The sequence below is a fragment of the Chelatococcus sp. HY11 genome (assembly GCF_018398335.1).
GTDB lineage: Bacteria > Pseudomonadota > Alphaproteobacteria > Rhizobiales > Beijerinckiaceae > Chelatococcus.
Genome location: NZ_JAHBRX010000001.1, coordinates 878977 through 902077 on the forward strand (window position 1 = coordinate 878977; position 23101 = coordinate 902077).

The 23101-nt window shown below is 62.6% G+C and carries 20 protein-coding genes; 13 read left to right on the forward strand and 7 right to left on the reverse strand.

Annotated features, from left to right (window positions below; all coding sequences use genetic code 11):
- Window positions 1–138: 138 nt before the first annotated feature.
- From parC to KIO74_RS04305, 3 genes are all read left to right on the forward strand, one after another.
- Entirely contained in the window at window positions 139–2385 is a 2247-nt protein-coding gene (gene parC, locus KIO74_RS04295) for a DNA topoisomerase IV subunit A (protein ID WP_213330837.1), read from the forward strand.
- A 658-nt stretch (window positions 2386–3043) separates the two neighbouring features.
- Window positions 3044–4054, forward strand: a complete 1011-nt coding sequence (gene thiL / locus KIO74_RS04300) for a thiamine-phosphate kinase (RefSeq protein ID WP_213330839.1) — start codon at window positions 3044–3046, stop codon at window positions 4052–4054.
- A gap of 157 nt (window positions 4055–4211) precedes the next feature.
- Window positions 4212–6335 (forward strand): sodium-translocating pyrophosphatase, encoded by a 2124-nt coding sequence (locus KIO74_RS04305; protein ID WP_213330841.1) that lies wholly within the window; start codon window positions 4212–4214, stop codon window positions 6333–6335.
- 124 nt (window positions 6336–6459) lie between these two features.
- On the opposite strand, the gene KIO74_RS04310 is transcribed toward KIO74_RS04305, so the two are convergent.
- Complete coding sequence (locus KIO74_RS04310; protein ID WP_249730853.1) at window positions 6460–6936, reverse strand: outer membrane protein assembly factor BamE; 477 nt, start codon at window positions 6934–6936, stop codon at window positions 6460–6462.
- Window positions 6937–7062: 126 nt separating this feature from the next.
- Here KIO74_RS04310 and KIO74_RS04315 point away from each other — a divergent pair, with 126 nt between their 5' ends.
- From KIO74_RS04315 to KIO74_RS32400, 6 genes are all read left to right on the forward strand, one after another.
- A complete protein-coding gene (locus KIO74_RS04315) occupies window positions 7063–7599 on the forward strand; it encodes a ubiquinol-cytochrome C chaperone family protein (RefSeq protein ID WP_213330843.1) in 537 nt (178 codons plus the stop codon).
- 108 nt (window positions 7600–7707) lie between these two features.
- Entirely contained in the window at window positions 7708–8361 is a 654-nt protein-coding gene (locus KIO74_RS04320) for a YceD family protein (protein WP_213330845.1), read from the forward strand.
- 174 nt (window positions 8362–8535) lie between these two features.
- A complete protein-coding gene (gene plsX / locus KIO74_RS04325; protein ID WP_213330847.1) occupies window positions 8536–9576 on the forward strand; it encodes a phosphate acyltransferase PlsX in 1041 nt (346 codons plus the stop codon).
- A gap of 72 nt (window positions 9577–9648) precedes the next feature.
- Window positions 9649–10629 (forward strand): beta-ketoacyl-ACP synthase III, encoded by a 981-nt coding sequence (locus KIO74_RS04330; RefSeq protein ID WP_213330849.1) that lies wholly within the window; start codon window positions 9649–9651, stop codon window positions 10627–10629.
- Window positions 10630–10787: 158 nt separating this feature from the next.
- A complete protein-coding gene (locus tag KIO74_RS04335) occupies window positions 10788–11099 on the forward strand; it encodes an integration host factor subunit alpha (RefSeq protein WP_213324835.1) in 312 nt (103 codons plus the stop codon).
- A gap of 338 nt (window positions 11100–11437) precedes the next feature.
- The gene (locus tag KIO74_RS32400; RefSeq protein ID WP_291978792.1) at window positions 11438–12196 is read left to right on the forward strand and encodes a MerR family transcriptional regulator; all 759 of its coding nucleotides are present in this window, start codon (window positions 11438–11440) and stop codon (window positions 12194–12196) included.
- A 40-nt stretch (window positions 12197–12236) separates the two neighbouring features.
- Here KIO74_RS32400 and KIO74_RS04345 read toward each other — a convergent pair whose 3' ends face one another.
- The 5 genes from KIO74_RS04345 to hemB all read right to left on the reverse strand — a co-directional run bounded on the left by KIO74_RS04345 (window position 12237) and on the right by hemB (window position 17609).
- A complete protein-coding gene (locus KIO74_RS04345) occupies window positions 12237–12983 on the reverse strand; it encodes an arginyltransferase (RefSeq protein WP_213330850.1) in 747 nt (248 codons plus the stop codon).
- Window positions 12984–13107: 124 nt separating this feature from the next.
- Window positions 13108–13575 carry an RDD family protein gene (locus tag KIO74_RS04350; protein ID WP_213330852.1) on the reverse strand — a complete coding sequence of 156 codons (468 nt, stop codon included), beginning with the start codon at window positions 13573–13575 and terminating at the stop codon, window positions 13108–13110.
- 68 nt (window positions 13576–13643) lie between these two features.
- Window positions 13644–14963, reverse strand: a complete 1320-nt coding sequence (locus KIO74_RS04355; protein WP_213330854.1) for a threonine ammonia-lyase — start codon at window positions 14961–14963, stop codon at window positions 13644–13646.
- 72 nt (window positions 14964–15035) lie between these two features.
- Window positions 15036–16484: a branched-chain amino acid ABC transporter permease gene (locus tag KIO74_RS04360; RefSeq protein ID WP_213330856.1), complete on the reverse strand. Its 1449-nt coding sequence runs from the start codon at window positions 16482–16484 to the stop codon at window positions 15036–15038.
- Between the two features lie 33 nt (window positions 16485–16517).
- Window positions 16518–17609 (reverse strand): porphobilinogen synthase, encoded by a 1092-nt coding sequence (gene hemB / locus KIO74_RS04365; RefSeq protein ID WP_213330858.1) that lies wholly within the window; start codon window positions 17607–17609, stop codon window positions 16518–16520.
- 371 nt (window positions 17610–17980) lie between these two features.
- Between hemB and KIO74_RS04370 the strand changes: the two genes are divergently transcribed.
- From KIO74_RS04370 to KIO74_RS04380, 3 genes are all read left to right on the forward strand, one after another.
- Window positions 17981–18427: a DUF6163 family protein gene (locus KIO74_RS04370; protein WP_213330860.1), complete on the forward strand. Its 447-nt coding sequence runs from the start codon at window positions 17981–17983 to the stop codon at window positions 18425–18427.
- A gap of 192 nt (window positions 18428–18619) precedes the next feature.
- On the forward strand, window positions 18620–19132 hold the full coding sequence (gene ldtR / locus KIO74_RS04375; RefSeq protein ID WP_213330862.1) for a transcriptional regulator LdtR: 513 nt from the start codon (window positions 18620–18622) through the stop codon (window positions 19130–19132).
- Between the two features lie 331 nt (window positions 19133–19463).
- A complete protein-coding gene (locus KIO74_RS04380) occupies window positions 19464–20681 on the forward strand; it encodes a L,D-transpeptidase family protein (RefSeq protein WP_291979001.1) in 1218 nt (405 codons plus the stop codon).
- A 100-nt stretch (window positions 20682–20781) separates the two neighbouring features.
- Here the strand turns inward: KIO74_RS04380 and KIO74_RS04385 are convergent, their stop codons facing one another.
- Window positions 20782–21390 carry a nucleotidyltransferase domain-containing protein gene (locus tag KIO74_RS04385; protein ID WP_213330864.1) on the reverse strand — a complete coding sequence of 203 codons (609 nt, stop codon included), beginning with the start codon at window positions 21388–21390 and terminating at the stop codon, window positions 20782–20784.
- A gap of 329 nt (window positions 21391–21719) precedes the next feature.
- Here KIO74_RS04385 and glyA point away from each other — a divergent pair, with 329 nt between their 5' ends.
- Window positions 21720–23027 (forward strand): serine hydroxymethyltransferase, encoded by a 1308-nt coding sequence (gene glyA, locus KIO74_RS04390; RefSeq protein ID WP_213330866.1) that lies wholly within the window; start codon window positions 21720–21722, stop codon window positions 23025–23027.
- Window positions 23028–23101: the final 74 nt, after the last annotated feature.

A 23101-nucleotide genomic window follows, 5' to 3' on the forward strand; every position in this document is an offset into this window, starting at 1 on the left:
CGGGAGCCTGTTGTCGCGCAACGCGTGTCGGGGCTTGGGATACACGTTATGGACCGACAATGCCTGGCGGTGGATAGCGTGTCGTGAGGGCAGAAAGTCGCCTTTCGCTTTCACGGTCCATGCTCTAAGGAGCGAACTATGGGAAAGCCAGTCGACCCGCCGGATCATGACGGCGTCGAAAGCGTCGGTTTGAAGGACGCGCTCGAGGAGCGCTACCTCGCCTATGCCTTGTCCACGATCATGCACCGTGCCTTGCCCGATGCGCGCGACGGCTTGAAGCCGGTGCATCGTCGCATTTTGCACGGCATGCGGCTGCTCAGGCTTGAACCCGGCGCCGCCTTCAAGAAATCGGCCCGCGTCGTCGGTGACGTCATGGGTCAGTTCCACCCGCACGGCGATCAGGCCATCTATGATGCGCTGGTGCGGCTCGCGCAGGATTTCTCGCAGCGCTATCCGCTTGTCGACGGGCAGGGCAATTTCGGCAACATCGACGGGGATAGCGCGGCGGCGATGCGCTATACCGAGGCGCGCCTGACAGAAGTCGCACGGCTTCTCCTACAGGATATCGACGAGGATGCCGTCGATTTCCGCGACACCTACGATGAGGCCAACCGCGAGCCGGTCGTCTTGCCGGCGGCCTTTCCCAATCTCCTGGCGAATGGAAGCCAGGGCATCGCGGTGGGCATGGCGACCTCGATCCCGCCGCATAACGCAGCCGAGATCTGCGACGCGGCGCTCTATCTCATCGGCCACAAGGATGCGAGCTCCGACCAGTTGCTCACCTTCGTGCAGGGACCGGACCTGCCGACGGGCGGCATCATCATCGATGACCGCGACAGCATCGCGGAGGCTTATCGCACGGGGCGCGGCTCGTTCCGTGTTCGCGCGCGCTGGCACCGTGAGGAGACCGGTCGCGGCGGCTGGATTGCTGTCGTCACCGAGATCCCCTATGGCATCGCCAAGGCCCGGCTGATTGAGAAGATCGCCGAGCTCCTTCAGGAGAAGAAGCTGCCGCTTGTCGCCGACGTGCGCGACGAGTCGGCGGAAGACATCCGCGTCGTCTTTGAGCCGCGCTCGCGCACCGTGGACGACACGCTGCTGATGGAATCGCTGTTCCGGCTCACCGAACTCGATTCGCGCGTGTCCCTGAACATGAACGTGCTGACGAGCGGGCAGATCCCGAAGGTGCTTGGCCTCGCCGAGGTGCTGCGCGAGTGGCTGGATCACCGCCGCGACGTCCTGCAGCGCCGCTCGCGCCATCGGCATGGTGTGATCGAGCGTCGCCTCGAGATCCTGAACGGCTTGCTGATCGTCTATCTGGACCTCGACCGGGTGATCAAGATCATCCGCGAGGAGGACGAGCCGAAGGCCGAACTGATCAAGGTCTTCACGCTGACCGATGTGCAGGCTGAAGCCATCCTCAACACGCGCCTGCGCAGCCTGCGCCGGCTCGAGGAAATGGAACTGAAGCGTGAGCTGGAAAGCCTGACGGCCGAGAAGGCTGACATTGAGGCGCTGCTTGCGTCCGAGCCCACCCAGTGGAAGCGGGTGACGCAGGAAATCCGCGCGGTTCGCAAGACATTCGGTCCGGAGACGCCGCTGGGGCGTCGGCGAACCACCTTCGCTGCCCCACCGGCGGCCAGCGATATCGATCTCACCGAGGCGATGGTCGAGCGCGAGCCGATCACGGTCGTCATTTCCGAAAAGGGCTGGATTCGTGCCCTCAAGGGGCAGGTGTCGGATCTGTCCGGCCTTCAGTTCAAGGGGGACGATCGTCTCAAGCTGTCGCTCGCCACCGAGACGACCGCGAAGCTTCTCGTCTTCGCCACGAACGGCAAGGTCTTCACGCTCGATGCAGCGAAGCTGCCCGGCGGCCGTGGCTATGGCGACCCCATACGCCTGATGGTCGATCTCGACGACGGTGCGGATATCGTGACGGCAATCGCTTTCCTGCCGGACACGAAGCTCCTCGTCGCCTCGCACGAGGGCAGGGGGTTCATCGTCAAGAGCGAGGACCTGACCGGCACTACCCGCAAGGGCAAGCAACTCCTGAACGTCGATGCGTCGGGACGTCTTGCTCTGGTGGCACAGGCCGAGGGCAGCCACATCGCGGTCATCGGCGAGAATCGCAAGCTGCTCGTCTTCCCGGCGACGCAGGCGCCTGAGATGACGCGCGGTCGCGGCGTCCGCCTGCAGAAATATCGTGATGGCGGTCTTGCCGACGGCAAGGTGTTCAATCTCGCCGACGGTCTGACATGGAAGGACAGCTCAGGCCGCACCTGGACCGTGGGCGAGGCGGACCTGCGTGATTGGGTCGGTAACCGTGCCGAGGCCGGACGGCTGCCGCCAAAAGGCTTCCCCAAGAACAACCGGTTTGGAGATTAGGCGAGGGGGCCATTTTGCCGCCGAGCGCTCAGAATGCGAACGGCGCCGACCGGGTGCCCTATGAAGCGTCTGGCGGTGAATAGTCGGACTGACCGACGAGGCCGGGTGTTTGCGGATGAGACCCGGCATCCGTCGTCGAGCATGGCGGCCGAACCGGCGACGAAGGCGAACTCTTTAGCCAGCAGATCGCCCAGCTTAAAAAATTCGAGCTGTCGGGGGCGTTATTCTGCCCGGCTTCCTGTTCCTCGTCCTGAAAATGCATGTGAAACATGAGGTTGCTCCTGAACGCATGCGGCGATGGGCGCCAAGTATTATATTTTTGATGGGAGGATCTCCCTGCTGTGGATATTTCTGTATCAGTGATGTTTTTTATTTCTCGATTTTCCTGATAAATTTGATTTATCTGATTTATATTCATGTTTTTATTTTCAAATCATCGGTATTTATCGATGTGTTAATGTGATTGCACTTATAGGATGCATTATTCAACTACCACAATCCCGAGATTTATATCAAATGTTTGAATTTCCGGGCAAAATGCCTGGATTTTCCAGATCCGCTGAAGGCTGTCGGAGCGTCGCAAAGGCCGTTTGCTCGCGGATCGCGTCAGCCTTATTTTGCGTCAGCTGGTGATGACACATGGCGGACGCATCCACTCATGAACGCAGTCGCATTCTCGGAAGACGAGCTTATCTCCCAATTCTTCGCGCCCCTGGCCGGGGCAGGGGGGCTCGGGCTCCGGGACGATGCGGCATGCTTCCCCGCGCCCGCAGGCGCGGACATCGTCGTGACGGTCGATGCGCTGGTCGCCGGCGTGCATTTCTTTGCGGACGACCCAGCGGGCGACATCGCCCGCAAGGCACTCCGCGTTAATCTCTCCGACCTTGCGGCGAAGGGCGCGGCACCGCTGGGCTTTCTGCTCACGCTCGCCATGCCGGCGCCTTGGCCGGATCAGCTCGTGCCGCCGACCGGTTGGCTAGGGGCTTTTGCGCAAGCGCTGGGTGAGGACGCTAAGGCCTATGGCTGTCCGCTCATCGGCGGAGATACGGTCAAGACACCGGGACCTCTCACGCTCTCGGTGACGGCTTTCGGGCGGGTTCCTGCCGGCGGGATGGTGGCGCGGACCGGGGCCCGCCCTGGAGATCTCATTGCGGTCACGGGCACGATCGGCGACGCTGCGCTCGGCTTGCGCTGTCGGCTCGACCCGGATGCTTCGTGGATCGCGATGCTTAAGCCGGTGTACCGGGAGCATCTGGCCCGGCGCTATCTGCTGCCTGAGCCGCGCAATGCGATCGCCGGTCTCCTCGGCGCCCATGGTCATGCGGGGATGGATGTGTCTGACGGCCTTGTCGGTGATCTCGAGAAGATGATGCGTGTATCCGGTGTGTCGGCGCGCGTGGCGCTCGACGCGGTCCCGCTGTCAGACGCGGCACGCCACGCGATCGCGGCTGAGCCTGCGCTGTTTGAGAGCGCGATGACCGGCGGGGACGACTACGAAGTCCTGTTGACGGCGACGCCGGCGGCAATGGAGCGTCTCAGGGCGGAGGCCGGCGCGGTCGGGGTCGCAATCTCTGTCATCGGAGAGGTGCTTTCAGGCACCGATGCCGTCACTTTCAGCCGCGGGGGAGCGCCCATGACCGTCTCGCGGCCTTCGTATAGCCATTTCTGAGCCGATTTCGGGGTCTTGGGCGCAATGGCGTTTGCTTTGTTCCCGCAATTTTGATGCACTGGCTACCGCCAAAAAGGGCTGGGGGAATCCGACGTTCAGAATGCAGGATCGCACCGTCCGAGGGTGCGTAGACCCCCGTCGATCAAGGGACGGAAACATGACCGCATTGCTTATCATTATGCTGGCAGGCGCTCTATCCATCGTCTACGGCGTTTATACGATCCAGGTTGTCATGGCGGCGGATGCCGGCACAGCACGTATGCAGGAGATCGCGGGAGCGATCAGGGAAGGGGCGCAGGCCTATTTGCGTCGCCAGTACAGCACCGTCGCGGTTGTTGGCGTGGTGCTTTTCATAGGGCTTGCATGGTTTCTGGGTATCGTCGTGGCCGTGGGCTTCGCGCTCGGTGCCGTCCTGTCGGCGGCCGCTGGCTTCATCGGCATGAATGTTTCCGTCCGCGCCAACGTTCGCACCGCCCAGGCCGCGACGCATTCGCTGGCGGCCGGACTTGACCTCGCCTTCAAGTCCGGTGCCGTGACCGGCATGCTGGTCGCGGGCCTCGCCCTGCTCGGCGTCGTCGTGTACTACACCGCGCTTGTCATCTTCATGGGGCACGCGCCGGGCGACCGGCTGGTGATCGACGGCCTCGTCGCGCTTGGCTTCGGCGCCTCGCTCATCTCGATCTTCGCGCGCCTCGGCGGCGGCATCTTCACCAAGGGGGCGGACGTCGGCGGCGACCTCGTGGGCAAGGTCGAGGCGGGCATCCCGGAGGATGACCCACGTAATCCCGCGACCATCGCAGACAATGTCGGCGATAATGTCGGCGATTGCGCCGGCATGGCGGCCGACCTGTTCGAGACCTATGCGGTGACGGTGGTCGCGACGATGGTGCTCGGCTCGATCTTCTTCGCGGGAGGGCCGCTGCTCGAATCCGTACTGATCTATCCGCTGGCGATCTGCGCGGCCTGTATCGTCACGTCGATCATAGGCACGTATTTCGTGAAGCTCGGCGCCAACCAGTCGATCATGGGCGCGCTCTACAAGGGGTTCATTGGCGCTGGCGCACTGTCGATCGTCGCCATCGCGCTGGTGACCTGGCTCGTGTTCGGCGGCTTCTCGACCGTCATGACGACGACGACGGGCGTCACCTTCACATCGGGGGCGCTTTTCATCTGTGCCTGCGCGGGCCTCGTCGTCACGGCGCTGATCGTCATCGTGACGGAGTACTACACGGGTACGGGCTACCGGCCGGTGACCTCCATCGCCTCCGCCTCCGTGACCGGGCATGGCACCAATGTGATCCAGGGGCTTGCCGTCTCGCTTGAATCAACGGCCTTGCCGGCCCTGATCATCATCGCCGGCATCCTGGTGACCTATGGCTTCGCTGGCCTGTTCGGCATCGCGATCGCCGTCACGGCCATGCTCGCGCTGGCGGGTGTCGTCGTCGCCCTCGACGCCTTCGGGCCGGTGACGGACAACGCCGGTGGCATCGCCGAGATGGCCGGGCTGCCGAAGGAAGTGCGTGTGTCCACCGACGCGCTCGATGCGGTCGGTAATACGACCAAGGCGGTCACGAAGGGCTATGCCATCGGCTCCGCCGGCCTCGGCGCGCTGGTGCTTTTCGCGGCCTACACCTCCGACCTCGCGCATTTCACCAGCAACAGCGCCAACTATCCCTATTTTGCCGGTGTGACGGTCGATTTCTCGCTGTCAAATCCCTATGTCGTCGTCGGCCTCCTGTTCGGTGGCCTCCTGCCTTTCGTCTTCGCGGGGATGGGTATGACGGCCGTCGGCCGTGCCGCTGGTTCCGTTGTCGAGGAAGTGCGTCGGCAGTTCCGCGAACGGCCCGGCATCATGAAGGGGACCGATCGTCCCGATTATGGCCGGGCGGTCGACATGCTCACCAAGGCAGCCATCCGCGAGATGGTGATTCCATCATTGCTGCCGGTGCTGTCGCCGCTCGTCGCCTATGGCGTCATCTACGCCGTAGCCGGCAAGAGCAATGCATTCGCCGCGGTCGGCGCCATGCTGCTGGGTGTCATCATCACCGGTCTTTTTGTCGCAATCTCGATGACCTCTGGCGGCGGGGCCTGGGACAACGCCAAGAAATATATCGAGGAAGGCCATCACGGCGGCAAGGGGTCGGACGCGCACAAGGCGGCGGTGACCGGTGATACGGTCGGTGATCCCTACAAGGATACCGCGGGTCCAGCCATCAACCCGATGATCAAGATCACCAATATCGTGGCCTTGCTCCTGCTCGCGGTGCTCGCGCATTTCTAATCATAAAAACGTTCGGCACGGCCCGGGTGAGGGCTGTGCCTTGCTGGAATTGCTGGAAAAATGTCGCAAAAAAAGGCCCCGCGAGCGCTCGCGGGGCCTCTTGCATAGACGAGGTTCCTGGACGTCAGGCGCCGAAGGGGTTGAAGCTGCCGCCACCCGCGCCCCGGAAGATCTGGCGGAGGAAGTTCTGCTCCTGACCGCTCGACGCGGTGGTGCGGGAAATGAAATCGAAAATCTGGCCGTCCTGGATGCCGTAGTTGGCGACGCGCTCGACCTTGAAGGCCGAATTGAAGTAGACGGCGATCACGCGCTGATCGACGATCGACGGCTCCATGAACTGGACCGTCCGTTTCAGCGTCTGGCTGATATAGTAGAAGGTCTTGTTGCCGACGGTTGAAACGGTGGAGGGCGTTCCCAACTTGGCGAGGACCGTATCGACGCTTGTTCCCGGCCTGATCTCCGCCAACGCGCGCTCGTCCAACACATAGCCGCGGGTAATGGTTTCGCGGCCGGAGCAGGCGGCAAGGCCCGTGAGAAGAGTGGCGCCAAGCGCCAACGTCATCGAACGCCGTGAGAGAAGTCGAGTCTCGCGCAGTTTCATTCGGCCCATCCGTGTCGTTTCAATGCCGTCTTTGCAGCTATCATATTCTCGCTTGCACTAACGTAGCCCGATGCCGTAACCCGCGGTTATGTCTTTGGCAAGGCGATGCGGAGGGCGTTGCCCGTCATGATTCTCAAGTTATTTCGTTCCCGACCGCGTGATGATGCCGCGGCGTCGCTGTTCGAGCGCGTGAACGCTGCCGCTCGGGCGCCGCAACTTTACCGCGACGGTTGGATCGTGGATACCGTCGAAGGCCGATTTGAATCGCTTACCCTGCATGCGGTCTTGCTTCTTCGGCGCCTCAGGGGCATGCCCGAGCCGGCTCCCGATCTCGCGCAGGAATTTGTGGATCGTCTGTTCCTTGAAATCGAACGGGCTTTCCGAGAGATCGGAATCGGCGATCTCGCCGTGCCGAAACGCATGAAAGCTTATGCCAAGGCCTTTTATGGGCGCGCGGCGAGCTACGACGAGGCGCTGGCGGAAGAGGATGATACGGCCTTGCGCGCGGCGGTGGAGCGCAACATCGGCGTTACCGGCGGGGATGCGCAAGTTGAGCTGGCTGCTTATATCAGAGCCGCGGACAAGCATCTGGCCGGTTTCGATTTTGACGCGCTTCTTGCATCGGCGTCGCTTTTTCCGGAACCGGGCGTGATACCGAGGTGATAGATCGATCGGGGCAGGGCTCCGGATGCGAATCCTGATAGGAAAGGAGACTGATCACAGCAGTCGGCCGGGTGATTCGTCCTGCTCGCGGTGATCGAGGGAACTGCCATGGCAGCACGAGAAGACCATTTTTTGCATTGGCCTTGCGCCGTTGTGGATATCCCGCCGCAGGGCCTTGAAGTGGAGCGTAGCGCGACACCCGAGGAACGCGCGGCTCTGGCCGAAAGTTTCGGGCTGCCTGCGATCCATCGGCTTGATGCGAGTTTTCGCCTCTCCGGTACGCCGAAGCGCGTCAAGGTGAAGGGTGAGGTGCGGGCGCGGATCGAGCAGATCTGCGTCGTGACGTTGGAGCCGTTCGCCAGTGATGTGGTGGAACCGATCGAGGTGGACTTCGCGGCGGAGCCATCCAAACGCGCGCTCGAGGAGCGTCGGTTGGACGACTGGGACGGGGACGAGAGCCGTTCTCGCGGGGGACGGCGGGGAAGCGAGCCCGAAGGCCGCAGCGCGGAAATGCGGTTGTCGGATGCGGATCCACCGGATGAAATCGTCGATGGCTCGATTGATCTCGGCCAATTGGCGGCCGAGTTTCTTGCCCTTGGGGTCGACCCTTATCCCCGCAAGCCCGGGGCGGTCTTCCAAACGGAGGACGAGGAGGGTGACGGCGCGTCTTCGCGAAGGGATGAACTGAGGGAGCAGGTTGACAAACCGTCGCCTTTTGCCGCGTTGTCACGGTTGAGAACAAAGTCCGAGGGGCAAAACTAGCAGTCCTGCTTGCATTTTGGTCTGCGATCATCTCAGCTGATATCGTTAGGTTTTCCCGACTCCCACCATGACCGGCGCCTATTCAAAATACAGGTTGCGAGCCTATGACGAGGCGCTATTGTCCGCCGCGCGTCGACTGCGGCCCTCGGCGTTGCGGAGATCAATATAGGCACCATGTCCTCACCGATTAGGATCGCTCTCGACGCGATGGGCGGCGATCACGGGCCTGCCGTCGTCATTCCCGGGGCCGCCAAAGCGCTTGAGCGGCGGCCGGACATCCGTTTCATCATCTATGGTGACGAGGCGCAGGTTCGGCCTTTGATTGACGCGCATCCCGCGCTTGCCAAGGCTTGTGAGCTACGCCACGCGGAAATCGCCGTGCGGATGGATGACAAGCCGAGCCAGGCGCTTCGGGCTGGCCGCTACAAATCATCCATGTGGCTCGCCATCGAGGCGGTCAAGAAGGGCGAGGCGGACGTCGCTGTCTCGGCGGGCAACACCGGCGCGCTCATGGCGATGGCCACGTTCTGCCTGAAGACGCTGGTCCAGGTCGAGCGGCCGGCGATTGCCGCCATCTGGCCGACCTTGCGCGGGGAGAGCATCGTGCTCGATGTCGGCGCGACGATTGGCGCCGACGCGCGCCATCTCGTGGAATTGGCGGTGATGGGCGCGACGCTCGCCAATGTCATTTTCGACATCGAGCGCCCGACGGTCGGCCTGCTCAACGTCGGCGTGGAGGAGATCAAGGGGCTCGACGCCATCAAGGAGGCGAGCCGGATCCTACGCGAGGCCAACCTTCCGCAGATCGAATACAAGGGCTTCGTCGAAGGCAGCGACATCGGCCGTGGCACCGTGGATGTCGTGGTGACGGAGGGCTTCTCCGGCAATATCGCGCTCAAGACGGCCGAGGGAACGGCAACGCAGATCGCCACGTTCCTCAAAAACGCGATGGGCCGGACACTGATGTCGCGTATCGGCTATCTCTTCGCCAAGGGCGCCTTTGATTCGCTGAGGCGGACCCTCGATCCGCGCCGTTCGAATGGCGGTATCTTCCTTGGGCTGCAAGGCAGCGTCATCAAGAGCCACGGCGGCACGGACGCGCTCGGTTTTGCAAGCGCCGTGGAACTCGCCTATGACATGGCGCGGCATGATTTGGTCCATCAGATCCGCGCCATGTTGGAGAAACTGCAGCTTGAGCCGGTCGTTGACGCCTGACGGGGTCTGCGCCGGACAAGAAGCGGCCCGCCGCCGCGAGAAGTGGTGGGCGAGGGACTGAGGAGCAAACAAGTGTCTCGGCTGAGATCAGTCGTTTGCGGCGGCGGGGCTTACCTGCCTGAACGCATCATGACCAATAGTGACATCGCCGGTTTGGTCGAGACCTCCGACGAATGGATCGTGCAACGCACGGGCATACGCGCGCGACACATCGCGGCCGACGGGGAAACCACGTCGATGCTCGCCGTGCGCGCCGCGCAGGCCGCGCTCGCCGACGCAGGTGTCTCCGCCGATGAAATCGATCTCATCGTCGTCGCGACATCGACACCAGATTACACCTTCCCGGCAACCGCCACCCAGGTGCAGGCGGAGCTTGGCATCACCCATGGTGCGGCTTTCGATCTTCAGGCAGTCTGTTCGGGCTTCGTCTTTGCCCTGGCCACGGCCGACAAGTTCCTGACCTCGGGGTCTCATCGCCGGGCTCTCGTCATTGGCGCCGAGACTTTCTCACGCCTGCTGGACTGGAGCGATCGCACCACCTGCGTGCTGTTTGGCGATGGGGCAGGCGCCCTGGTGCTGGAGGCGCAGGAGGTCTCGGGCGGCGGTGCCGGTGATCGAGGGGTCTTGACCACTCATCTGCGGTCCGATGGCCGACATCGCAACAAGCTCTTCGTGGACGGCGGTCCCGGCTCGACCCGCACAGTCGGGCATCTGAGGATGGAGGGGCGTGAGGTCTTCCGTCACGCGGTCGGCATGATCACGGATGTCATCGAGGACGCTTTCCGCGCCACCGGCTTCACGGCCGAGGATATCGACTGGTTCGTTCCTCATCAGGCGAACAAACGGATCATAGACGCCAGCGCCCAGAAGCTCGGCATCGCACCCGAGAAGGTGGTCATCACAGTCGACCAGCATGGCAACACGTCCGCCGCGTCCATACCGCTGGCGCTGGCTGCGGCGCGTGCCGACGGACGCATCAAGCGCGGTGATCTGGTGCTCCTCGAAGCCATGGGCGGCGGTTTCACCTGGGGCAGCGCGCTTGTCCGCTGGTGAGGGGCGGGGATCGACCTGCCATCTGGTCCGCTCTTTACGGGCCGACAATATATGTCGTGGAACGGTCGCGTCTGTGATTGACCGGGCTGCCGCGACTGAATATCGTTGTAATTCAGTGAGATGCTTCTGTTGTTAAAGGTTGCTTGCAAGAGGGTGCCATGGCAGGTCGGACGGTAACGCGCGCGGACCTCTGCGAAGTGGTCTATCAGAAGGTCGGACTATCCCGGACTGAATCGGCCGCGCTCGTCGAGCTCGTTCTCAGCGAAATGTGCGATTGCCTGGCGCGCGGCGAGACTGTGAAGCTCTCGTCCTTCGGCTCGTTTATCGTGCGCGACAAGGGCGAACGTGTGGGACGCAATCCCAAGACCGGCATTGAAGTGCCGATCGATCCCCGGCGCGTGATGGTGTTCAAGCCCTCAAACGTGCTGCGCGCCCGCATCAATGGCCTGGAAGTCGAGGACGAAGCCTGAGGCTTCGTCGTCGTTTTTTGCACGAGCGTGCCTTTTGAGGGCCGCTAAGGGCGGCTGTCGAGATTCCTGTGCGCTTTTCTGAAAACGCTCATGGCTGCGCCATCCACAACCAAGCGGCCTATAACGTGTCCGCTTTTCATCAGTTTTGCCATTAGCTTTTGCAAGCGAGTGCAATCGCGTCTTATTCTTGGAAGGTCGCGTCATCTGAGTCGGTGATGTTTTCAGGGGCAGACCCGGTTGAGCCAGGACGGTTAGGTCTGAGCGGGGGGACGATTTCGGATCTCAGGCATAGAGCCGAGGCCGGCGGAATCGAGAACGAGTGCACGGAGGAGTAGACGGTGGACAAAGGCCCAGACGCCTTTCGCACCATCAGCGAAGTCGGGGAAGAACTCGACGTTCCGCAGCACGTCCTGCGTTTCTGGGAAACGCGTTTCACACAGATCAAGCCGCTCAAGCGTGGTGGTGGGCGACGCTACTATCGCCCCGATGATGTCGAGCTTCTTCGCGGTATCCGCCATCTGCTGTACGGTGAAGGCTACACGATCAAGGGTGTCCAGCGCATCCTGAAGCAGGAAGGCGTGCGCTTCGTCCAGCAGGTCTGGCAGGAACCCCATCAGCTTTCGTCGATCAATGCCGGCCAACGTTTCGCCGATGATTTCGATGAAGCCGACACCAATGACGGCCGCGGTCATGCCACCGCCGCAACGGGTGAGATGAGGCCGGCCGGCGGCCCAGAGCAGCACGCTCATCACGGCGAGCAACAGAGCCTCGAGGCGGTGTGGCAGCAGACCCCGACCATGCCCGTGGTCGATGCCGATCTGCGAGAGCCAGTCGCCCAAGCGGGTCCAAGAACCTATCAACTGCGCAACCACGAGGCCTTGCACGGCCCTGACATGGCCCGCAGCGCGCGGAACGTGGATGTTGACTCGCTCGACAGCGCGGATGAAAGGCTGGAGCCTGACGATGCTTTCGCGGCCCTCGGACATAGCGGCCTCGATGAGACGTCGGCGACTCGCCTCAGCATGGTGCTGGATGAGTTACGCGAATGCCGCCGCCTGATCGCCATCGCGCGTGGCGCGGTTGATGATGACAATTGACATTATGTTTTTTGTTTAGTTGATTGAATTGTCTTGCTTATTATCCGATGCGTGACCAGCCGTGCGGCAGCAGGCGTTCCTGGGGGCGGAAGCGCGTCTTGTAGTGCATCTTCCGCGAGCCTTCGACCCAGTAGCCCAGATAGACATAGGGCAAGCCGAATTCCCGCGCCTTGGCGATATGGTCTAGGATGATGTAGCTGCCAAGGCTGCGGTTGCCGTCATCGGGCTCGTAGAAGGAATAGACCATCGACAAGCCGTCGGCGAGAATGTCGGTCAATGCCACCGCCACGAGATCTCCAGCGCCGGAGCGGTCGAGATAGGGCCCGGTACCGGGCGTCCTGTACTCGATGAGGCGAGTCGTGACGTGGCTGTCCTCCACCATCATCGCATAGTCGAGCACGGTCATATCAGCCATGCCGCCATCGGCGTGGCGTGTGTCGAGATAGTGCCGGAACAGGCCATACTGCTCGGATGTCGGTGTGGCGCTGCGCACCTCGGCCGTGAGATCGGAATTGGCGGTGAGGATCCGGCGGAAGCTGCGCGATGGCGCAAACTCGTTGACCAGGATGCGGACAGAAACACAGGCCCGGCAGGTCTCGCAGGCAGGGCGATAGGCAATGGTCTGGGAGCGTCGGAAACCGCCTTGCGTGAGGATATCATTGATCTCCGACGCGCGTTTTCCCACAAGATGCGTAAACACCTTGCGTTCCTCGCGCCCAGGCAGATAGGGGCAGGCCGAGGGAGCGGTCAGGTAAAACTGCGGAGTATCGCGCGGCTGTGTGGTCACGCTGGCGCCCGCTCATTCAATTGGTGCGATCCTTTCACCCTCTTCACGATAGCACCGAGCCCGCGGCTCTTAAATATCGAATACGCGCGAGCCACGGCTGGGAAACGAGAACCGGGTCGATCGTTCAATCACGGATCACGGTGAGTTGCGCGAGCACATCATGGAGCATCCGCCGGTCGCTCCGCACGAAGGCGGTGACGATGTCGATGGCGAGGAGGAAGCCTGTGCTGGCGGCGACATAGAAAAATAGGGCGTGGATGGCCGCCGTGATGAAGTCCGGCCGACCATAGGGGCCGATGACCTTCAGGCCCATAAGGCGCATGCCGATGGTCGACTGGCGTTCGCCGCTGACCGTCACCGCGCTGTAAAGAATGCCCGTGCAGGCGCCGATCAAGGGAAACAGGAACCAGGCGAGGCCGAAGGTGATGACCCCAAGGACGGCCACAACCATGAACAGCACTAGCATCAGTAGCGCGATGACGACGATGTCGATGAGATAGGCGAAGAAGCGCGGCGTGATGACCCCGCGAATCGCACCATAATCGTCCATTGTCATCGGCTGGGGCGCCTGGCGCGGCGGCAAATGGCTCACAACTTCACTCCCGTACGATTCGCACGCTTAGTGAATGATAATACGAGAGCGAGGTTCCGTCGCGGGCCTCAATGACCCTGTTCGGCCCGACTTCTGGCATCGACCCGGGTCGGGGCGAGGCCATCCTCGGCGAGCGCGCTGAGAATGCGCCGCGAGTGCTCGGCATCCCGGGTCTCGATGGTGAGGTCGATCGACACGCCCTTGGCCGGCACGTCAAGGAAAAGGCGCCCGTGCGAGACCTCGAGAATGTTGGCGCCGAGTTCGCCGAGCCGGCTCGCGATGCGGCCGAGCAGCCCCGGGCCGTCGTTGGTGATGACCCGGAAGGAGACAATGCGGTCGGCGCGCTCCAGCGCCCGCACCATCACTGAAGCCAGGAGCCGGGCATCGATATTGCCGCCACTCAGGACCAGCCCGACCTTGCGGCCCTTGAAACGCTCGGGATAGGCAAGGAGGGCGGCCAGCGCCGCCGCGCCCGCGCCCTCGGCCATGCTGCGCTGAAGCGTGGCATAGGCGTTCACGGCGCCTTCCAGCACCTCCTCATCGACCACGAGCACGTCGCTGGCGAGCTGGCGCACCACCGGCAGGGTCAGCTTGCCGACGTTCTTCACGGCGATGCCCTCGGCGATGGTCGGGCCGCCGATCGGCGTGTCTCTGCCTGAAAGCGCGTTGGAGAAGGACGGATAGAGCGCCGCCTCGACACCGATGAGCTCGATCCCGGGCTTCAGCGCCTTGGCTGCCGTGGCAATGCCGGCGAACAGGCCGCCACCGCCGATGGGAATAACCAGCACATCGAGATCGGGATTGTCGGTCAGGATTTCGAGTCCGACCGTTCCCTGGCCGGCCATGATGGCCTTGTCGTCGTAGGGGTGGATGAACACCAGGTTCTCAGCGGCGGCGATGGCCTCCGCCCGGACGGCGGATTCGGACAGGGTCTCGCCATCCAGCACGACATGCGCCCCATGGGCGCGCGTATTCTCGACCTTCACCAGCGGCGTGGCCTGCGGCATGACGATTGTCGCGGGGATACCAAGGCGCTTGGCGTGGTAAGCGACAGCCTGCGCGTGGTTGCCGGCGGACATCGCTATGACGCCGCGCAGGCGTTCCTCCGGTGTGAGGCTTGAGAGTTTCACGAGCGCGCCGCGCTCCTTGAACGAGCCGGTCGGCTGCATGTTCTCGTATTTGACGTACACATCCGCACCGGTCAGCGCGCTCAGGGACGGCGAGGCGAGGAGTGGCGACCGGACAACGGCGTCGCCGAGGATGCCGGCGGCCCTTTCGATATCCGTAAGGTTCAGGATTGCATCGGTCGTTGTCGGCACGGCGGAATCTCCACTGGTGACATTGTCTTGCTTCGTTCCGTCACCGCTTAGCACAGATTTTTCGTGCATCTGTGATTGCGGCTCAAATCACGATTTGAATCTATTATTTTATAATGATATCAATAAATTAAAGAATATTTCTCATGTTTTTGACGAATTGTGGCTTATCGTGTGATCCGGGTCTGCTCCGAACAGACCCTGCGGACGCAGGACGAGAATGACCGCAAGCAGCGCATAGATCGCGATGTCGCGGCTCTCGATGGGCAGGGTGGCCGACCACAGCGCCTCGGCCGCGCCCACAATAAGCCCGCCGAGAAAGGCTCCCCCCACGGATCCGACGCCGCCGAGGACGGCAGCGATAAGGGCCTTGAGGCCCAGGGACATGCCCGAGGTATAGCCGACATTGCCGTAGTAGATCGCCATGATGAAGCCGCCAAAGCCGGCCAGCATGCACGCCAGCAGGAACGTCTGGTCGAACAGTCGGCCGCCGTTGATGCCGCACAGCGCCGCGGCGCCCGGATCATCGGCATAGGCACGCCATGCCCTGCCAAAGCCGGTCAGGCGCATGACGGCGATGAGAGCGATCGCGACGACGAAACCGGCCATGCTGATCGCGAGATTCATGGGTGTCGTCGTCACGGCGAAGCCTTCTGCTTCGGCCAGCGGCAGGGGATTGTTCCAGAGCGGTGGCAGCCACTGGGCATAACTACCCTGCGCCAGGCGTAGATACTCCGCCATGGCAATGGACAGGCCGAGGCTCGCTATGAGAACGCGCTGGCCGCTGGCGTCACGCAGGGGGGCGATCGCAACGCGGCCAAGCACCACCCCATGCAAGCCGGATGCGAAGAGCGCGAAAACAAGTCCCAGGCCGATGCCGACGAAGGGGGTGGAGATGCCCCCAGCGAGCGCGATGGCGACGCCAAGAGTGGCGGCGGTTCCGCCAAGAACAGCGAACTGGCCGAAGGCGAGGTTGATGCGGCCGATCAACCCGAAGATCAGGGCATACGTGCTCGCGATGAGGCCGTAGATGGCCAGCAAAGGCAGCGCGGAGACGGTCTGCTGGAGGCCGAGGCCGACGCTGCGCGATACCTGTGGTACGGGCCTTGCCGTCGCAATGTCGGCTTTCTCCTCCTCGGGAGCGTCCAGGTAAAAGCGCTTCAGGAAGTAGAAATTGGCATCGGAAACCGGCCCCCGTTCCGTGGCGATGCCGATCAGAAGCGACTTGTCGGCCGCGAGGCCCGTGCCCGCGAATCGGCAAAGCAGGACGCGCCCGCGCAATCGTCCGGCCGGGTCCTTCGCGGTGTAGTCGATGCGCAGGCTGTTGGGCAGGGGCCCCGATAAAGGGGCCGCGACGTCGACGATCTCACTTTCCAGATTGATCGCCGGCAGCACGGCGCGGCAGACCCTCTCCTGGTCGGCGTCCACCAACCTGGAACAGGCGGCCACCGTCATGACGCCGAGACCGATCAGGAGCAGGACGACAAGGCGGCGCATGGACAGGCCAACGGTGTGAGTGGGTGCCTTGCACAGGCTGGTCCGGCCTTTGAGCGGCCGGCCGATATTTCCGGATTGCGCGGGGCCGCCCGCCACCGCGGCCGACCGTTCCTGTATCAGCGGCGCCGCCTACTTCACCGCCTTGAGCATCGCGGCGACCCGCGGCGCGAAATACGTCAGAATGCCGTCAGCGCCGGCGCGCTTGAAGGCGATGAGACTTTCCACCATGGCCTTGTCGCCATCGATCCAGCCATTGCGCGCCGCACCCTCGATCATCGCGTATTCGCCGGATACCTGATAGGCGAATGTCGGCACACCGAAGGTTTCCTTGACCCGGTGGATGATGTCCAGATAGGGCAGGCCAGGCTTGACCATCACCATATCAGCACCTTCCTCGAGATCGAGCGCGACTTCGCGCAGGGCCTCGTCACTATTGGCGGGGTCCATCTGATAGGTACGCTTGTCACCCACCAAAGTCACGTTGCTGCCGACCGCATCACGGAAAGGCCCGTAGAAGGCGGAGGCGTATTTGGCCGCATAGGCCATGATCTGGACATCGGAATATCCGGCCTGGTCGAGCGCGGCCCGAATCGCGCCGACGCGTCCGTCCATCATGTCGGACGGAGCAATCACATCAGCGCCAGCGGCGGCGAGGGTCATGGCCTGGGCGACCAGAAGCGCGACGGTTTCATCATTGAGAATGGTGTCGCCGTCCATCACCCCGTCGTGCCCGTGACTGGTATAGGGATCGAGGGCCACATCGGTGACGACGCCGATGTCGGGGACAGCGGCCTTGATGGCTCGAACCGCGCGGCATACGAGATTGTCAGGATTCACGGCCTCGCCGCCCTCGGCGTCGCGGAGCGCCGGATCCGTATAAGGAAAGAGGGCGACGGCCGGGATATCGAGGTCGCGGGCGCGTCGCGCTTCAGCGACGATCTGCTCGATCGGGAGACGCTGGACACCCGGCATCGACGCGACATCCTGGGATTGGTTGCCCTCGATCACGAACAACGGCCAGATGAGGTCGTTGGTGGACAGCGTGTTCTCGCGGACCAGCCTGCGAGCCCATTCACTCTGTCGGTTGCGTCGCGGCCGGACAGTCAGGCCGAGCGACGCCGCTCCGGTTCGTGCCGAGCCGTGAAACGCCGCGTGCCGTGCATCGCCGGCAGCGTGACCGTTGACATGGCCCGTGAAGGGGGAGGGATTCTTGACAGACATCGGATCCGATCCAGCCTTGAAGTGATACTCTCTCGCTTAGCATCTCATCCTTCATATCGAAATGCCGGACGAGGCATCTTGCCCGCCATGACGTCGCAGGGGCATGGCGCCGGGGCGTCTTGCCAGGGCATCCTGCAGGGGGCATCTTGCAACGCGATTGACGTCGCGCCCTCTGGCCTCCAGTCTCTCGCCCCTTCGCCATCCGTCGGTACCCGGGTTGATCCTCGCAAGGACTTTTCCGGGGACTCCTGCGCCAAGGGCGGTGGGGCTGCAACGGCGCTCGCCGCATTTCGCGTATACCAGACGCGGAGCGTGAAGGGGATTCGTCTCCCGAAGTGACCTGCGCGACGTGATAGTGGGTAGGAATGGCAATGGCAAAAGCACGGCAAGACCGTTCGGGCGCACAGCAGGGCTTTGCCGATGCCCTGACGAATGATGAATCCCCGGGGCTGCAGTGGGATGTGGTGCTGGTGTGGTTCCTGCGCGCGATGGCTGTGGTCTGGCTGGTCACGGGCGTCGGGCATTGGGCGATCTTGCTCGGCGTATTTCCCGGTGACGCGCCTTTCGAGGGGCGGCCGATGGCCTACCAGGCCACCACGATCTACTTCGCGATCATCGATCTCGTCGCGGCCGTCGGCTTGTGGCTGACCAGCACTTGGGGCGGCGTCATGTGGCTGCTCGCCGTGATGAGCGACCTGATCCTGGCGATCTTCTTTCCGCATATCATCGGTCACGGATTTGTGACCATTGCAGCCATGGTCATTCTCGTCGCGACCTATTTCCTGATCTCATGGCTTGCCGCGCGCGCGACTGATTAAGTCTTTGTGGCTGTGATTCCAGGAGGTTTTCATCGTCGGATTTCGCGCAATTTGCACCAGAATTACGTCCGATGAAGAAATATCTTGTTCATTTTATTGATTAAATCGCTTTTCAGAGATCTAGCGTAGTCTCTGCCTCATTGGTTCGCAGATCCGATCAACGGATCGCAAAGATAATTTATGAGGCGTCAAATGACTATTGCAGCACAATTGATTGGAAAAAGTGTTCCCGCGCCGGTCGAAGACGAGATCAGCGGGCTCTATCTGGAATCGCTGACGCTCGTCGAGCGTCTCCATCGCCGTCTTCTCGACGTCATCAAGGATGAATTCGAGCGGCGCGGTGGCAACGAGCTGAACAGCGTGCAGGCGCTTCTGCTCTACAATATCGGCGACAAGGAACTGAGCGCCAGCGAGTTGCGCTCGCGCGGCTATTATCTCGGCGCCAACGTCTCCTACAACGTCAAGAAGCTCGTCGAGATGGGCTATCTGCAGCAGACCCGCTCCCGCGTCGACCGTCGCTCGATGCGTATCACGCTGACCCCGAAAGGCAGGGCGGTGCACGATGTCGTGACCGCGCTCTACGAGAAGCACATGCAGACGATTGCGCCGCTCGGCGGCATCTCATCCGAGGACTTCAAGCTCATCAATCGCTCCCTCCTGCGATTGGAGCGCTATTGGACAGATCAGATCCGCTACAAGCTCTGAGTGGGCAATGGCATCGATGCAAAAGGTGGCAAGTAGATCTGGCATGTCTCCTGGGGCGCGCCGGGATCTCCTTGCCGCTTGTTGCGCGGTGGCAACACGGGATTGACGATGCGATACAGGTCCCGCTAGATGCCACAAATTAGCCCGACTGCTCATGGTTGTTTAACGGACTACCGCTTACAGTTCGACCGATCGGACCCGGCGGTTGTTTGCCTGCGCAGATGCGCGGGCGTCGGGGCATGTTGAGTTCAACAGTGGGATTGGGTCTGTGAGCCTTCGGTACTCATTATCGAACGTCGGATTGCTGGCTGTCACGCTCGGCGTAACGTCGATCGCGGCGGTCGAAGTCGTGCAAGCGCAACAAGTGGCACTCGGCTCTCAGGCCGAGTGGGTGCAAAGCTACGATGCCGCATCAAGCATGCGGCTGCGCCGTTCCAATACGCCGACGCTGTCGGCCGAGGCCGTCGCGGCGACAGAAGCAGCGATCGCACAGTATCGCGATATCGTGAACCGTGGCGGCTGGGGACAAATCCAAGGCCGCCAGACGCTGAAGGTCGGTATGCGCAGCCCGGCTGTCGTCGCGCTTCGCCAGCGGCTTGCCATCAGCGGCGACCTCTCCGTCCAGTCCAGCGATACGGATATCTTCGATTCCTACGTCGAGGCCGCCGTGAAGCGCTTCCAGGGGCGCCATGGCCTCGCGCCGACGGGCGTCGTCAACGCCAGCACGATTGCCGCGATGAACGTGCCGGCGCAGGTGCGCCTGCAGCAGCTTGAGACGAACCTTGTCCGCCTGCGTTCGCTCTCCGGCAACCTCGGCCAGCGCTACGTGATCGTGAATATTCCGGCTGCCCAGGTGGAGACCGTCGAGAACGGTCACGTCGCGACGCGCCACGCGGCCGGCGTCGGCAAGATCGATCGGCAGTCGCCGATCATGAACGCCAAGATCACCCAGGTGAACTTCAACCCCTTCTGGACCGTGCCGGCATCGATCATCCGCAAGGACCTGATCCCGAAGATGCGGACTGATCCGAGCTATCTCTCGGACCAGAAGATCCGCGTGTTCAACGGACAGGGACAGGAAGTCCCGCCCCAGAGCATCAACTGGAACTCGAACGAGGCGACGCGCTACATGTTCCGGCAAGACCCGGGCGCGGACCTGAATTCGATGGGCATGGTGCGCATCAATATCCCGAACCCGCATGGCGTCTACATGCATGACACCCCGTCCAAGGGTGTGTTCGGTGACGATTTCCGCTTCGTGTCGTCCGGCTGCGTGCGCGTGCAGAACGTGCGCGACTACATCACGTGGCTGCTCAAGGACACGCCCGGTTGGGACCGCAGCCGCATCGACGCGGCGATTGCTTCGGGCGACCGCATCGACGCGACGATTACGTCGTCGGTTCCGGTCTACTGGACCTATATCACGAGCTGGGCCACGGCTGACGGCGCTGTGCAGTTCCGTGACGACATCTACAATCGCGATGGCTTGAATATCGCGAAGGTGATGAACTATTCGGCGATCGACGAAGACATCGACGCGACGAACTGATCGCTCTCAACGCAATGAGACGAAAGGCCCGCCTCTTCGGCGGGCCTTTTGTTTGAGCGGCAGCCTGGCCTCTAGAGGTGCCTGGGCTCAGCCCCTGCCCCTAAAGAGCCAGCGCCCATTCATGTCCCGGATGGAGGCGATCAAGGCATCCCTTCAGCCACGCGCGTTCCGCCGGCGGCATAAGCGGCATGGCTCGCGCAAAATCCGCCTCATCCTTCGGACGCCGATATTTGGCCTTGAACAGAAGGACAGCGGAAGGCTTGAGGTAAGGGATGCCTTCGGCGGTCGTTGCCACCATTTCGGCCCGTGGAAGCCTGATCGTCGGATCCCGTTTGTAGACCCATGTCTCAGGCGTGCCGGCTTCGATCATCATGTCAACCCGCCATCTCTGCGCGGCGCGGTCGAAGCACCAGATCTGGACGACATCCGGGGCCGGCTCCTGGTTGGGCGACAGCCGTTCGATCAAGCCATCCCTGACGCTGTAGAATTCGAGCGCCGCGAGGCTCTGGCGGAAGGTGGCGAGGTTTTCGCGCAGAACAGCGAATTCGAGATCGCCATGCTCCCGCGTCTCACGGCCGTGCCAGAGATCGAGCGCCCAGCCTCCGACGATGCACCACGGGCTCGCCACGCCGGCGATACGGCGGGATAGAGCGGCCGGGTGCCACGAAGCCCAGGCATCCTGATCCGGGACAGTCGATTGATTCGGCATGTCGGCCCATGAAGTTGGTTGTTGTGGCTCCGGCCGCTCCTTAGAACGAGGCGCGCGATCATGCAATTCACGCAGGACGGGTCGTCCTGTCCGCCGACCAACGGCCATCACGCCCTTGGAGCTGTGCCCGAGGTGCGTCCAATAGCCCGTCCGCCGCTGTTTTCGCCGTCCTGTGTTGGCCTTGATCGTGGCGCGTGATATGGGGACGGCGCGGTCAAGACGCCGTCGTTCCAGCACATCGTTCGGCACGGCTGGCCGAGCTTGGCACCGCTTGCGGTGGCGCATACATATCGCGCCATCGATACCGTTCTGTCACGGGAGTAGAGACGATGAGCGCACATGAAGCCGCGGCCGGAAGCCATTTGACCAACAGCTTTTTCTCCGCGTCACTCGCGGACGCCGATCCGGAGATCGCGCGCGCCATTGAACTCGAACTCGGTCGCCAGCGCGATGAAATCGAATTGATCGCCTCCGAGAACATTGTCTCCCGCGCCGTCCTCGAGGCCCAGGGCTCGGTGATGACGAACAAATACGCGGAGGGTTATCCGCGCCGCCGCTACTACGGTGGCTGCCAGTTCGTCGATATCGCGGAGGATCTCGCGATCGAGCGGGCCTGCCGCCTGTTCGACTGCCGCTTCGCCAACGTGCAGCCTAATTCCGGCTCCCAGGCGAATCAGGCCGTGTTCATGGCGCTGATGCAGCCTGGCGACACGTTCATGGGACTGGACCTCGCCGCCGGTGGCCATCTGACCCATGGCGCACCGCCGAACATGTCGGGCAAGTGGTTCAAGCCCGTCCCCTATCCGGTTTCGAAGACCGACCACCGGGTCGATATGGACGAGGTGGAACGTCTCGCGCACGCGCACAAGCCCAAGGTCATCGTGGCGGGTGGCTCGGCCTATGCCCGCCATTGGGATTTCGAGCGCTTCCGCGCTATCGCCGATGCCGTCGGCGCCTATTTCATGGTCGATATCGCCCATTTCGCGGGTCTCGTGGCCGGTGGCGCGCATCCTTCGCCGTTCCCGCATGCCCACGTGGTCACGACCACGACCCATAAGACCTTGCGCGGCCCGCGTGGCGGCATGATCCTCACCAACGACGAGGACCTTGCGAAGAAGATCAATTCAGCGATCTTCCCCGGTCTTCAAGGCGGACCGTTGATGCATGTCATCGCTGCGAAGGCGGTCTCCTTCGGTGAGGCGCTGAAGCCGGACTTCAAGATTTACGCGCGGGCGGTCGTTGATAACGCCAAGGTGCTGGCTGATGGAATCGCGGCCGGCGGCTATGACATCGTCACGGGCGGCACCGACAACCACCTCATGCTCGTCGACCTCCGGCCGAAGAAGCTGACGGGGAAGGCCGCCGAGGCCGCACTTGGACGCGCTGGCATCACCTGCAACAAAAATGGTGTGCCGTTCGACCCGGAGAAGCCGACGATCACATCCGGCATTCGTCTTGGCACGCCGGCGGCGACCTCGCGCGGCTTTGGCGTGGCCGAGTTCAAGCAGGTAGCGTCGCTCATCGTCGAGGTGCTCGACGGCCTGGCGGCTCATGGTGACGTCGAGAACGCCGCCACGGAGGCCTCCGTGCTGAAGCGCACCCATGGACTGACCAAGCGCTTTCCGATCTACGGGTGATAGGACTCGCCTGGCCTTATCGGAGCCTGATATGGTTTTCGGACGCAGCGCCGGGGGGCGCTGCGTCGTGAAAC